Below are 12,914 nucleotides of genomic sequence, written 5' to 3'. Positions count from 1 at the left end.
GGCATGCCGTGCGCATCCTTACCGTACCGATGCATAACAGGTATGCGTGCCATGCCATGCGCATCAGTACGCTTTCTCTGATACTGCATCCAGGCAGCACATACAAGAAGCGCAGACGCGCAAGGAGACCGATATGCAGTCCTGGTACAGCAGCATGGCGCCTGATCAGCGCCGCACGTTTTGGGCGTGCTTCCTCGGGTGGGCGCTCGATGCGATGGACGTCCAGCTGTTCGCTTTCGTGATTCCGACCCTGCTGACGGTATGGGGAATGAGCAAGTCGGAGGCCGGCATCATCGGCACGGCCGCACTTGTCTCCTCGGCCATCGGCGGCATCATCGCCGGCCTGCTGGCCGACCGCATCGGCCGCGTACAGGTGCTCAAGCTGTCGATCCTGTGGTTCGCCGTGTTCACCGGCTTGTCGGCCTTCACGAATTCTTTCCACCAGCTGCTGCTCACGCGCACGCTGCAAGGCCTGGGCTTCGGCGGCGAGTGGGCCGCGGGCGCGGTGCTGATCGGCGAAGCGGTCGACAAGCGCATCCGCGGCCGCGCGGTCGGTTCGGTGCAGAGCGGCTGGCCGGTGGGTTACGCCGCGGCGGCGCTGGCCTACTGGGGCATTTTCAGCCTGCTGCCCGAACACGATGCGTGGCGTGTGCTGTTCCTGGTGGGCATCCTGCCCGGCCTGCTGGTGGTATGGATGCGCCGCAACATCCAGGAATCGGCGGCCTTCGAAGCGGCCGCCGCCTACCGCGAGCAGACCTCGGTCGCCGCCAACTTCGCGCTGATCTTTTCACCAAAGGTGCTGCCGCTGACCGTGATGGCCTCGCTGATGGCGGCCGGTGCGCTGGGCGGGAACTACACCATTCTCACCTGGCTGGTGACCTACCTGCGCCAGACCCAGGGGCTCACGGTGGGCATGACGACGATGTACCTCGCGGTGAACATCTTCGGCTCGTTCTGCGGCTACGTCGGCATGGCCTACCTGAGCGACGGCCTGGGCCGGCGCAAGACGTTCGCGCTGTCCGCCGCAGGCGCCACGCTCACCGTGCTCGCCTATACCCAGTTCCACCTGCCGCTGGGCGTCCTGCTGCTGCTCGGCTTCCCGCTCGGCCTGTTCCAGTCGGGGATCGTGTCCGGCATGGGCGCCTGCTTCACCGAGCTGTTCCCAACCCAGATCCGCGGCACGGCTGGCGGCTTTTCCTACAACTTCGGGCGGGGCATCGGCTCGCTGGTGCCGGCCGGCGTCGGCATGACCAGCATCTCGGTGGGCCTGGCTGTCTCGATCGGCATCTGGGCCGCCTGCTCCTACCTGGTGGTCTTCGCCGTCGCCCTGTTCCTGCCTGAAACCCGCAACAAGGAGCTCGAACTTCATGTCTGAATCGATTCAACCGCGCATCGGCGGCCATATCCTCGTCGATACCCTGCTCGCCAACGCCGTCGATACCGTGTATTGCGTGCCCGGCGAAAGCTATCTGCCGGTGCTGGACGCGTTGCACGATGCCGGCGCCGCCGGCAGTATCCGCACCATCGTCACCCGCCACGAAGGCGCCGCGTCGAACATGGCCGAGGCCCACGGCAAGCTGACCGGCCGCCCCGGCATCTGCTTCGTCACACGCGGCCCCGGCGCCACCCATGCCGCCAACGGCGTGCACACGGCGATGCAGGATTCGACGCCGATGATCCTGTTCGTCGGCCAGATCGAGGGCAAATTCAAGGGCCGCGAAGCCTTCCAGGAAGTGGACTATCGACGCATGTTCGGCGGCCTGGCGAAATGGGCGACCGAGATCGACAGCCTGGAACGCATCCCGGAGATCGTCGCACGCGCCTTCAGCGTCGCCATGTCCGGCCGGCCCGGCCCGGTCGTGGTCGGCCTGCCGGAAGAGGTGTTGTTCGGCACCGGGAGCGCGCCCGCCGCGCCGCAGGTGCGCGTCGCCCACGCCGCACCGGAACCGGCGGCGCTGGCCGAGCTGCAGACGCTGCTGGCCGGCGCGGCCAGGCCGCTGGTCGTGGTGGGCGGCAGCGGCTGGACCGACGACGGCCTGGCCGCGCTCAAGCGCTTCGTCGTCGCCAACGATTTGCCGGTGGCCGCCTCGTTCCGGCGCCAGGACCTTTTCGACAACCGTGACCCGCACTATGTCGGCATGCTGGGCCTGGGCGTCTCGCCCAAGCTGGCGGAGCGCGTGCGCGACACCGACCTGCTGCTGGTGATCGGCTCGCGCCTGTCGGAAACCGTCTCGAACGGCTACACGCTGATCGAAAGCCCGGTGCCGAAGCAGACGATGGTGCATGTGCACCCGGACCCGCAGGAACTCGGCCGCGTCTACCACGCCCGCCTGCCGATCGTGGCGTCGCTGAGCCGCTTCGCACTGGCGCTGGACGGCCTGGCGCCGGTCGCGGCGCCTGCGTGGAGCGCCTGGACGGCAGCCGCGCGCGCCGACTACGTCGCCCATTCCACGCCGCCGCAGCCGCATGCCGACCTGGCCGGCGTCGACCTGGCCCAGGTCGTGGCGCACCTGAGCGACACGCTGCCGGAGGATGCCGTCATCACCAACGGCGCCGGCAACTACACCGTGTGGGTGCACCGCTTCTATCGTTACCGGCGGAGGGCCACCGGACTGGCGCCGACCAACGGCGCGATGGGTTACGGCTTCCCGGCGGCGATCGCGGCCAAGCTGCGCGACCCGGGACGCACCGTCGTGTGCTTCGCCGGCGACGGCTGCTTCATGATGTATCCGCAAGAGCTCATGACGGCGATGCAGTACGGCGCGCCGATGGTCGTCATCGTCGTCAACAACGGCATGCTGGGCACCATCCGCATGCACCAGGAGCGTGAGTATCCGCATCGCGTGTCGGCCACCGACCTGGCCAATCCGGACTTCGTGGCGTTCGCCCGATCCTTCGGCGCCCACGCCGAACGGGTGGAACGCAGCGAAGACTTCGCCGCCGCCTTCGCGCGCGCGCAGTCGGCCGGCCGGGCGGCGCTGATCGAGCTGCGCACCGACCCGCGCCAGATCACGCCTGCGGCGCGCCTCGCCTGAGTCTAGACGCTGTCGGCGGCGGCGCCCTCGCCGTGCAGCACCGTGTCCGGCCAGGCGCCCTCGCGCACCAGTGCCGCCGCGCGCTGGCGGATGATCTGCGTCACCGCCCACAGACCGTCGGGCGTGACGCGGTTCTTCGGCCACACGATGGCCACCTCGCGCCGGATCGACGGCTGCACCAGGCGGTAGGTCTTGAGACGTCCCGCCGCCACTTCCTCCACCACCGCCGCAGACGGCAGCACGGTGCAGCCGCAGCGCTCCAGTACGAGGCGCTTGGTGATCGATATCGACCCGTCGCATTCGAGCGCGATGTTGGCGGAAAAGCCGTAGCGCGCCGCCAGCGTCTCCACCAGCACGCGCAAGCCATGGTGCGTGCTCGGCAGGATCAGCGCAATCTCGCCCAGGTCGCGCACCGGGATCGTATCGCCCTCCAGCGGATAATCGGCTGGCGTGACCAGATGGATTTCTTCCGTCAGCAGCGCATCGTACTGCAGCGCGCCGTGGTGCTCGGGCAGGTACAGGATCGCCACGTCGATCGCGCCATCGCCCAGCTGCCCGAGGATCTGGCTCGCGAGACCCTCGACGAAGCGCACCTGCGTCAGCGGATAGCGTTCCTTCAGGGCGTGGCCTAGCCTGCCGAACAGCAGCCGGGCAATGGTCGGCTGGGCCGCGATGCACAAACGCGCGGGTCCCTGCTCGGCGCTGTCGCGCATCGCGCGCGCGGCCTCCACCAGCATGGCCGCGGAAGCGGCGGCGTATTCCAGCAGCTGTTGGCCGCGCTCGGTCGGCGTCACGCCGCGGCCGCTGCGGTGGAACAGGCGTACGCCGAGTTCCGCTTCCAGAAGGCCGATGCGGCGGCTGATGGTGGACTGGTCGGCGCCGAGCACCATGGCCGCGCGCGAAATGCTGCCGCTGTTTGCCACCTGCGCAAACAGGATGAGGTCGTCTGAATTCATGGACGGATGGTAGTGCATGACGCCGCTTGGCGCCACAAGGGCTTGTGGCGCGGTTCAGCGAGCGGCGTCAGCCTTCCGAGATGAATGACATACCGTGGATAACGGTGCGAGTTCGAACGTTTCAAGACGCCTGCTGGCCGGCCCCTGGGCGCTCCAGGCAGATTAGCACGCCAAGCAGCGCCGCCATGATTACCGCGTGAATCCAATCGCAGCCCAACACGGTCAAATGCGCGAACAATGCACCTAGGTCGACGGTCAACATCACAATGGCGCCGACAATGGAGAACCTTGGCACCACGATGGTGACCGCGCCGATCAATTCCAGCGTTCCCGTAAAATAACGAAACCACTGGCCTAGTCCGACAGTCTCGAATTCGGCAACCATCGCCGGCCGTCCGCTCAACTTCATCACTGAGAAGAACAAGAATCCCAGGCTGAACACGATGCGGAGCAGCCAGATAGCGACACGGACCGTACGGCCTTGATTGTTCACGATAGAAGAATCCATGATCATCGCCTAGACGCGGTTCAGAGTGTAGAAAGCGAGCCGAAGCGATAGCTCGATACGGTGATCCCTCCCATGAAATCCGTTTGACGATAGATCAGGTGGCCGGCATCGCTGCCTGCAGCGCCAACCGCCACCATCAGCGGAAGCAGATGATCTTCGCGCGGGTGGGCGCTTCGAGCGGCAGGCGCATCCGTCCAGCGCAGCAGGCCATGCTCCCGCGCTTGCGGGCTCGAGTCGACCAGCGTTTCATTGAGCCAGCCGTCGAACGCCGCTGATGCGGCAGCGCCGGCGCCATTCATGATGGAACGCGTGTCGTGAAAACTGAAGCCGCTACCGATGATTAATACGCCTTCGTCTCGCAGCGGAGCAAGCAGTTTGCCGGCCTGAATATGCGCCGCCGGGTCGAGACTTGCCTTCAGCGACAGCTGGAGCAAGGGCATATCGGCCTTTGGATACATCGTGTGCATCAAGGAAAACGTGCCGTGGTCGAAGCCGCGTTGCGGATCGAGGTGAGCGACCACGCCGCCATTCACCAGCATGGTTTGTACCGTGCGCGCCAGCGTGGGCGCACCGGGCGCGGGGTAGCGAATATGGTAGGCGTGGTCGGGAAAACCGCGGTAGTCATACACCATCGGTGGTTGAGCCGCCGATGACAACATGAAATCATGCTCTTCCCAATGTCCGGAGATCATCAGAATGGCGCGCGGTGCCTGGCCGACTTCGCGCCGCACATCGTGCAGCGACGCTTCGAGCAAGTCGTAGGCACCGGGCCTGAATTCTTTCATCCATGGCCAGGGACCACCGCCATGGGATAGAAAATAGGTAGGTAGGCGCGGCTGCGTCATGGCGAGTTCCTTATGCCGTGGCTGCGCGGGAAGTCATGGTTGCCTGCGCCCACCAGACGAGCTCGTCGAGCGCGGCAGTCGCCGACGGGAGTATGCCGGCTTCGATGTCTTCGATCGGCTGGTTGCCGCCCATCGGGAAGACTTTCATGAAGTCGCTGCCGCCGATGTGCATGGTGGCGCGCGTCGATACCATCTGGAGCTCGACGCCAATGCCGCGCAGATGTTCGATCGCGCGCGCGCCGCCGACGCTCCCGTAACCGATCGCGGTAAAAGGCTTGCGGTTCCACTCCTTGTACGACTGGTCCAAGGCGTTTTTCAACGCGGCCGTGATCGAGTGGTTGTACTCGGCCACGACGAAAATGAAACCGTCGAATTTGCCAACGGTTTGTTGCCAGCGAATCGCCTCGGGATCTTTGCTTGGCACACGCAGGTTTGACGCGACCTCGTCGAAAAACGGCAAAGGATGGTCGCGCAGGTCGACGATGTCGACGTCCATATCCTGTCGCGCTCGTGCCTGCTTCAACATCCACTGAGCAGGCTTGTCCGCGAAACGCGTTGCGCGCGTCGAACCAATGATCAGGGCAATACGGGGCTTAACATTCATGGTTTCCTCATGTATGGTAGTAACTAGGAGAAACCATATTAGGAGGCTTCAAATGGTTGCACAAGAAGGCACCAAATCGAAACCAGGTGAGCAAAAAGATCCCGCTACCTGTGAGCACCTGAGCCGCATGCTGGCGCGGATTTGCGATAAATGGACTTTGCTTGTGGTTCGAACACTCGGCCGTGGGCCACGCCGGTTCAATGCCCTGCGCAAGGACATTGGCGAGATCAGCCAGAAAATGCTCGCGCAGACACTGCGGGATTTGGAAGAGAATGGCTTTGTGACACGCACGGTCACCCCGGTCAAGCCGCCACAAGTCGAATACGCGCTGACCGAACTCGGAGAAAATTTTCTATCTCCGGTGCGCGGGCTGGCTGAGTGGGTTGCAGCGCACTCTGATGCAATCACCGCCGCGCGTGGCGCGTTTGCCCAGTCCCGGACGATCAAGTAAAGCGCTGATAAGCTCGCTCCGCTGTCAAGCCGCATGGTCTCCGGTGTACACATGAAGACGCGGCAGGTCGAGGATGATACGCTACCGGCAGTTTGCTGGAGATAAGGGTAGCAAAAGCTTAGCCATGATCGGTTATCGAGCACAACCAGCGATGTCCGGTACGGTCGAAAATTGACGTTGCAGTCTACCTGCTACCCGCGGATTGCACGCGACCGTCAAATGCGCTGCTACTTTCTTGCGCTGCTACTTTCTCTATCTTCGATCATGGTGTCGGCTTGCTTGGGCCGCCAATGGAGGCGCGCCCTCGTCAGTGCGCTCGATGCGGGCATGTCGAGCCCGACGAAAAAGGCCAGCCAGCCGAAGTGGTCGCCGGCGTCTTCGCGTGACAGCGAGACCACCGGCACGCCGAGGCGCCGCCCGATTGCCTCAGCAATTGCACGCAGCGTAACGCCTTCTTCAGCAACTGCATGGTAGCGCGCGCCGGCGAGTCCGTATTCAAGTACTTGGCGATACAGCAATGCTGCATCGGAGCGATGCACGGCCGGCCAACGGTTCATACCCTCTTCGATGTAGGCTGACATCCCTTTTGCACGGGCCAAGGCGATCAGGTAGCTCACCAGCCCTTGCCTGTTGCGGTCGTGCACTTGCGGCAAGCGCACTATCGATGCCCGCATTTGCTGTGCCACGGCTTTTGTTGCTGCCTGTTCTGACATACGCGGCACTGCGATGCTCCCGACAGGCGCCGCAAGGTCTTCTGTGTGGGCTGCTGTGCCGGAGGTAACCACCAGCGGACGGTTAGTCCTTGCCAGTGCCTCAGCCATGGCATTGATCGCATTGAGGTCGATGTCACAGGCTTGCTTGAACCTGCTCATATCCTCGTGGACAAAAGCGGTATGGATCACGCCATCGCAGTCGGCGACACCGCGACGCAGGCTGATCAAGTCCGTCAGGTCACCGCGCAGCGCTTGCGCACCGGCAGCCGCAAGGGCGAGCACAGCGTCGTCGGTCCTGGCGAGTCCGGGTACCTGATGGCCTGCCTCGAGCAGGTCTTGGACAACGCGTGAACCGATGAAGCCGGTCGCACCGGTCATGAAAATACGCATGATGAGTTCCTTGTTTTAAGGATATCCAGTACGCCGTTGCGCTGGGATGAAAGCATTGTATGGCGCTCAAGTGAGACGATCCATGCTGTAGAATCCATATGTTTGTCGCGATCGTCCGAACATGGATCCCTTATCTGAAGTACTCTCATTCCTTCGGCCGCGTAGTTTCTTCTCGGGCGGCCTCGACCAAGGCGGCGATTGGGCTTTGCAATTCGCTGCGCACGACGGAATGAAGCTATATGCCATCATCGCTGGCGCTTGCTGGTTGATGGTCGACGGCGTGCCTGATCCGCAGCGCTTGGAGGCCGGTGATTGCATCCTGTTGCCACATGGCCGCCCCTTCCGGCTGGCCAGCGACCTGGCACTGCCTCCGGTTGATGCCGCCTCGCTCGTGCGCGTACCCATGCAGGGAACCGTACGGACTGTGAACGGCGGCGGGAGTTGCATGACCGTTGGCGCGCATTTCACGTTCGCTGGCCGGCATGCGGGCGTGCTGCTACAGATGCTTCCTCCCGTTGTATTGCTACGCAAGGAATCTGACCGAACAGCAATGCGGTGGGCGCTCGACCGCCTGATGCTGGAGCAGCGCGAAGCAGAGCCAGGCAGCTTCTTGATCGCGCAGCAAATTGCCTATGTCATGCTGGTGCAGGCGCTCAGGCTGTACATGACAAGCAGTGACGCCAGCGGGGTGGGTTGGCTTTTTGCACTGGCAGACCAGCAGTTGGGCGCAGCCATCGAGGCCGTCCACCTCGCACCTGCCTACCGCTGGACACTGAGTGAGCTCGGGCGCCGTGCCGGCATGTCGCGCTCGACCTTTGCGTTGAAGTTCAAACGGGCCGTTGGCGTCACGCCGATGGAATACGTTACCCGCTGGCGTATGCTCCTGGCTGCCGACAGACTGGTGCACGCCCGCGATTCCATCGCCACTGTTGCGCACGCGCTCGGATACGAGTCGGAAAGCGCCTTCTGTGCGACTTTCAAGCGCCAGATGGGCTACTCGCCGCGACGATACGGTCAGGACCACCAGAGCGCTCAAGCGCTCGCTCGACCTCTGCAACAAGGCCATACGATCATGTGGTGATGCGCGCCCGCGCGCTTGCAGGCGCGCGGCTTCGAATCCCACCCGCAGGGCGAACTGTCGCCCTGCTCGCCTGCCCGGCCGCGGAAAACAAAAAAGCCGTCTTGCGACGGCTTTTTTGTTTGAAACTTGGCGGAGACGGTGGGATTCGTCCACATGCCGCGGACCGCCCGCGCGCTTGCAGGCGCGCGGCTTCGAATCCCACCTGCAGGGCGAACTGTCGCCCTGCTCGCCTGCCCGGCCGCGGAAAACAAAAAAGCCGTCTTGCGACGGCTTTTTTGTCTGAAACTTGGCGGAGACGGTGGGATTCGAACCCACGATACGGGTATAAGCCATATGCATCCTTAGCAGGGATGTGCCTTCGGCCACTCGGCCACGTCTCCAATCAACTTCAACAGTGCTTCTCGTTGTCGCTGAGTGCACGCATATTAATAGCCACACTTAATTTGGTCAAGGAAGCGCGGCCATTTTTTTTAGAAAAAGTTAAGCTTTCTCCAGATCAAACGCTTTATGCAGGGCGCGTACGGCCAGCTCCATATACTTCTCGTCGATCAGTACCGAAATCTTGATCTCGGAGGTCGAGATCATCATGATGTTGATGCCCTCGTCGGCCAGCGTCTGGAACATCTTCGAGGCGACGCCGACGTGGCTGCGCATGCCCACGCCAACGGCCGACACCTTCGAGACCTTGGCGTCGCCAAGCAGGCGGGTGAAGCCCAGCCTTTCCTTGTTGGCTTCCAGCACGGCCAGGGCGCGCTGGTAGTCGTTGCGCGACACCGTGAACGTGAAGTCGGTCTTACCCTCGACCGACACGTTCTGTATGATCATGTCGACTTCGATGTTGGCGTCCGACACCGGACCCAGGATGTGGTACGCGACGCCCGGCTTGTCCGGCACGCCCAGGACGGTGATTTTGGCTTCATCGCGGTGAAAGGCGATGCCCGAGATGACGGCTTGTTCCATGTTGCTTTCTTCCTCAAACGAAATCAGGGTACCCGAGTTGGCTTCTTCTTCCAGCGGCATCAGGGGATCGGTCAGCGACGACAGCACGCGTGTCGGCACGCGGTAGTTGCCGGCGAATTCGACGGAGCGGGTCTGCAGCACTTTCGAACCCAGCGAGGCCAGCTCCAGCATTTCCTCGAACGTGATCTTGGACAGGCGGCGCGCCTCGTCGACCACGCGCGGGTCGGTGGTGTAGACACCGTCGACGTCGGTGTAGATCAGGCATTCGTCGGCCTTCAGCGCGGCGGCGATCGCCACCGCCGAGGTATCCGAGCCGCCGCGGCCCAGCGTCGAGATATTGCCCTGTTCATCCATGCCCTGGAAGCCGGTGATGATCACGATCTTGCCGGCGGCCAGGTCGTTGCGCACGCGCGTGTCGTCGATCGACTGGATGCGCGCCTTGGTGAATGCCGAGTCGGTCTTGATCCCCACCTGCCAGCCGGTGTACGACACCGCGTCCTTGCCGCGCGCCAGCAGCGCCATCGCCAGCAGGCCGACCGAGACTTGCTCGCCGGTCGAGGCGATCATGTCCAGTTCGCGCGGATCGGGCTGGGCCATGATTTCCTTGGCCAGCGCGATCAGACGGTTGGTTTCGCCCGACATCGCCGACGGGACAACCACGACCTGGTGGCCGGCGTCATGCCATTTGGCGACACGGGCCGCGACATTCTTGATTCGGTCCGTCGAACCCATCGACGTCCCGCCGTATTTGTGGACTATTAAAGCCATGACAGTGGGGATTTCCGCTTGTAAAAAATCAATTGAGCCTTGAACTCTACATGCTGCGCTGCAGAATCTCAAGACGCCAAGCGGATAATCCTATACCGAATCGGAATATGGTAATGCAAAGATGTCATATTCCCGACAGCGCCTCCGGCTTTGCTAGACGACCTCCCAGCGCAGCGCGATACGATCCGGGCCGTCCGAGAGGCGCTGGCAATCCATGCCGACTCCGGCCGCGAACAGGAGTTCGAAGCCGCTGCTGACGATCGGCAGGCGCATGCGTTCCCAGGCAGGCACGTCCGCCGCCTGGTACAGGTGCTTCAGGATGCGGCGCGGGCGGTTCGGCGCCAGCTTCAGTTTTTCGCCGCCCTTGCGGAAGTCGATCTCGAGCGGCCGAGCCTGCAGCCAGGCCGGATCGAAGCCGCTCCCGGCGCGATCGAAATGCAGCACGCCGCCGTAATCCGGGAAAGCCAGGCTGGCTTCGCCGCGCCAGGTGAAGGCCTGGGCGTGCTTGACGATCAGGCCTTCGTCGTCCGGGTCGCGCATGCCGGCCAGGTCGCGCTGGTGCGGCACGAGGTAGAGCCGGTCGCGGTGGCGCCGCACCTCGACTTCCTGATGGTTGACGAGCAGTTGCGCGTCCTCGCGCGCGTTGAACAGCTGGGCGACCATCTGCTCCAGCCATGCGGCAGACGGCATCGCAAGACCGCGGCGCGAAAACCAGCGGCGCAGCAGGTTGTTGACGCGATCGCTCGAGAGTCCGCGCAGGTAGCCCAGCTCAACGGATTCGATGGCGCCGTCGACGTGCACGCAGGCCGCCAGATCCTGCTCGGCCAACTCGTCGAGCAGGCGCTGGGCCGATTGCATATGCCCGCTGGCGCGCGCCAGACGATGCTGGAAGCCCGGGAAGGCCCGGGACAGCGCCGGCATCACCGTGTGGCGCAAGGCGTTGCGGGCGTAGCGCGGATCGACGTTCGATTCGTCCTCGACCCAGGCGACGCCCTGCCCTTCGGCGTACGCCTCCAGCGATGCGCGCGTCGCCTGCAGCAGCGGACGCGCCATCACCAGATGGTCGTCGCCGAGCAGCGTCGGCGCGCGGTTGGCCGCGTCCATGCCGGACAGGCCCGCCGGGCCGGAGCCGCGCAGCAGCTGCAGCAGCACGGTCTCGGCCTGGTCGTCGAGATGGTGGGCGGTGAGCAGCAGCGTGGCGCCGTGGACTCTGGACATCTCGCCGAGCGCGGCATAGCGTCGCTTGCGCGCGGCCGCTTCGATGCCGCTGGCGCCCTTCTCCACCGTGACGGCGCGCGCGTCGAACGGCACCCCGAGTTCGGCGGCGGCCGCGGCGCAATGCGCGCGCCACGCATCGGCGTTCGGACTCAGGCCGTGGTGGACGTGGAAGGCGAACAGGTCCAGGCCGCGCGCGTGCGCGTACCCGTGCGCGAGACGCAGCAGGACGATCGAATCGAGGCCGCCGCTCAGGGCGACCGCGATCGACGGTTGGCGGTCCTGAAAAAACGAATCGCGCACAGCATCGAGTGCTGGCGCGATGTGGGCTGCAAGGTCTGCAGCCGGACCGGACGCTGCGCCCGGTCCGCGATGTACTTGCTTCACTCTTCTTCGCGCGGCAGGGTTTCCTTGAACTTACCGTAAGCCATCAGCTTGGCGTGACGGGCTTCCAGCAGGTCCTTGGTCTTCATGCCCTGGAACTGGCGCAGGGTGTCGGCCAGCGCGCGCTTGAGGCCCTGGGCCATGGCGGCCGGGTCGCGGTGGGCGCCGCCCAGCGGCTCGCTGACGATCTTGTCGATCAGGCCGATCGCTTTCAGGCGATGCGCGGTCAGGCCCAGCGCGTCGGCGGCTTCGGCCGCGCGTTCCGAGGTCTTCCACAGGATCGAGGCGCAGCCTTCCGGCGAGATGACCGAGTAGGTCGAGTACTGCAGCATCAGCACGGCATCGCCGACGGCGATCGCCAGCGCGCCGCCCGAACCGCCTTCGCCGATGATGGTGGCGATCAGCGGCACTTTCAGCTCGGCCATGACGTACAGGTTGTGGCCGATCGCTTCCGACTGGCCGCGCTCTTCCGCGTCGATGCCGGGGAAGGCGCCCGGGGTGTCCACGAAAGTGAAGATCGGCAAGTTGAATTTCTCGGCCAGCTTCATCAGGCGCATCGCCTTGCGATAGCCTTCCGGACGCGGCATGCCGAAGTTGCGCATCGCGCGCTCCTTGGTGTCGCGGCCCTTCTGGTGACCGATGACCATGCACGACTGGCCGTTGAAACGCGCCAGGCCGCCGATGATCGACTGGTCGTCGGCGAAGGTGCGGTCGCCGTGCAGCTCGTGGAAGTCGGTGAAGATCGCGTTCACGTAATCCATCGTGTACGGACGCTGCGGATGGCGCGCGATCTGCGAAACCTGCCACGGGGTCAGCTTGGCATAGATGTCTTTCGTCAGTTGCTGGCTCTTCTTGGCCAGGCGGTCGATCTCTTCCGAGATGTCGACGGCCGAATCGTCTTGCACGAAGCGAAGCTCTTCAATCTTGGAGTCCAGCTCGGCGATCGGCTGTTCAAAACTGAGGAAAGTTGTTTTACTCATTGGTCCTCCGGGTTTGTTCGTGGC

Annotated in this window: 12 protein-coding genes and 1 tRNA gene; 4 read left to right on the top strand and 9 right to left on the bottom strand. The window is 64.0% G+C overall.

Annotated features, from left to right (window positions below):
* The first annotated feature begins 133 nt into the window (after positions 1-133).
* Positions 134-1,375, top strand: a complete 1,242-nt coding sequence (locus FA90_RS03905; RefSeq protein WP_036166143.1) for an MFS transporter — start codon at positions 134-136, stop codon at positions 1,373-1,375.
* A complete protein-coding gene (locus FA90_RS03900; RefSeq protein WP_036166141.1) occupies positions 1,368-3,035 on the top strand; it encodes a thiamine pyrophosphate-binding protein in 1,668 nt (555 codons plus the stop codon). Before FA90_RS03905 ends, FA90_RS03900 begins: the two co-directional genes overlap by 8 nt.
* A gap of 2 nt (positions 3,036-3,037) precedes the next feature.
* On the opposite strand, the gene FA90_RS03895 is transcribed toward FA90_RS03900, so the two are convergent.
* From FA90_RS03895 to FA90_RS03880, 4 genes are all read right to left on the bottom strand, one after another.
* Entirely contained in the window at positions 3,038-3,991 is a 954-nt protein-coding gene (locus tag FA90_RS03895; protein ID WP_036166138.1) for a LysR family transcriptional regulator, read from the bottom strand.
* 121 nt (positions 3,992-4,112) lie between these two features.
* Positions 4,113-4,499 (bottom strand): DoxX family protein, encoded by a 387-nt coding sequence (locus FA90_RS03890; RefSeq protein WP_036173992.1) that lies wholly within the window; start codon positions 4,497-4,499, stop codon positions 4,113-4,115.
* Between the two features lie 20 nt (positions 4,500-4,519).
* Positions 4,520-5,344, bottom strand: a complete 825-nt coding sequence (locus FA90_RS03885; RefSeq protein ID WP_051971384.1) for a class III extradiol ring-cleavage dioxygenase — start codon at positions 5,342-5,344, stop codon at positions 4,520-4,522.
* A gap of 10 nt (positions 5,345-5,354) precedes the next feature.
* Positions 5,355-5,948 carry an NADPH-dependent FMN reductase gene (locus FA90_RS03880; RefSeq protein WP_036166133.1) on the bottom strand — a complete coding sequence of 198 codons (594 nt, stop codon included), beginning with the start codon at positions 5,946-5,948 and terminating at the stop codon, positions 5,355-5,357.
* Between the two features lie 52 nt (positions 5,949-6,000).
* Here FA90_RS03880 and FA90_RS03875 point away from each other — a divergent pair, with 52 nt between their 5' ends.
* Positions 6,001-6,399: a helix-turn-helix domain-containing protein gene (locus FA90_RS03875; protein ID WP_036166118.1), complete on the top strand. Its 399-nt coding sequence runs from the start codon at positions 6,001-6,003 to the stop codon at positions 6,397-6,399.
* Between the two features lie 227 nt (positions 6,400-6,626).
* Here the strand turns inward: FA90_RS03875 and FA90_RS03870 are convergent, their stop codons facing one another.
* Entirely contained in the window at positions 6,627-7,502 is an 876-nt protein-coding gene (locus tag FA90_RS03870; protein WP_036166115.1) for an SDR family oxidoreductase, read from the bottom strand.
* Positions 7,503-7,623: 121 nt separating this feature from the next.
* Between FA90_RS03870 and FA90_RS03865 the strand changes: the two genes are divergently transcribed.
* The gene (locus FA90_RS03865) at positions 7,624-8,583 is read left to right on the top strand and encodes an AraC family transcriptional regulator (protein ID WP_051971382.1); all 960 of its coding nucleotides are present in this window, start codon (positions 7,624-7,626) and stop codon (positions 8,581-8,583) included.
* 287 nt (positions 8,584-8,870) lie between these two features.
* On the opposite strand, the gene FA90_RS03860 is transcribed toward FA90_RS03865, so the two are convergent.
* From FA90_RS03860 to FA90_RS03845, 4 genes are all read right to left on the bottom strand, one after another.
* Positions 8,871-8,963: transfer RNA gene (locus FA90_RS03860), tRNA-Ser, on the bottom strand.
* Between the two features lie 100 nt (positions 8,964-9,063).
* Positions 9,064-10,311 (bottom strand): aspartate kinase, encoded by a 1,248-nt coding sequence (locus FA90_RS03855; protein WP_036166113.1) that lies wholly within the window; start codon positions 10,309-10,311, stop codon positions 9,064-9,066.
* Between the two features lie 153 nt (positions 10,312-10,464).
* A complete protein-coding gene (gene tilS / locus FA90_RS03850; protein ID WP_081934037.1) occupies positions 10,465-11,850 on the bottom strand; it encodes a tRNA lysidine(34) synthetase TilS in 1,386 nt (461 codons plus the stop codon).
* Positions 11,851-11,909: 59 nt separating this feature from the next.
* Positions 11,910-12,890 carry an acetyl-CoA carboxylase carboxyltransferase subunit alpha gene (locus FA90_RS03845; RefSeq protein ID WP_036166111.1) on the bottom strand — a complete coding sequence of 327 codons (981 nt, stop codon included), beginning with the start codon at positions 12,888-12,890 and terminating at the stop codon, positions 11,910-11,912.
* Positions 12,891-12,914 lie beyond the last annotated feature (24 nt).

The sequence above is a fragment of the Massilia sp. 9096 genome, assembly GCF_000745265.1.
In the GTDB taxonomy this organism is placed as follows: domain Bacteria; phylum Pseudomonadota; class Gammaproteobacteria; order Burkholderiales; family Burkholderiaceae_D; genus Telluria.
This window is presented reverse-complemented; position numbering and strand designations above follow the sequence as displayed.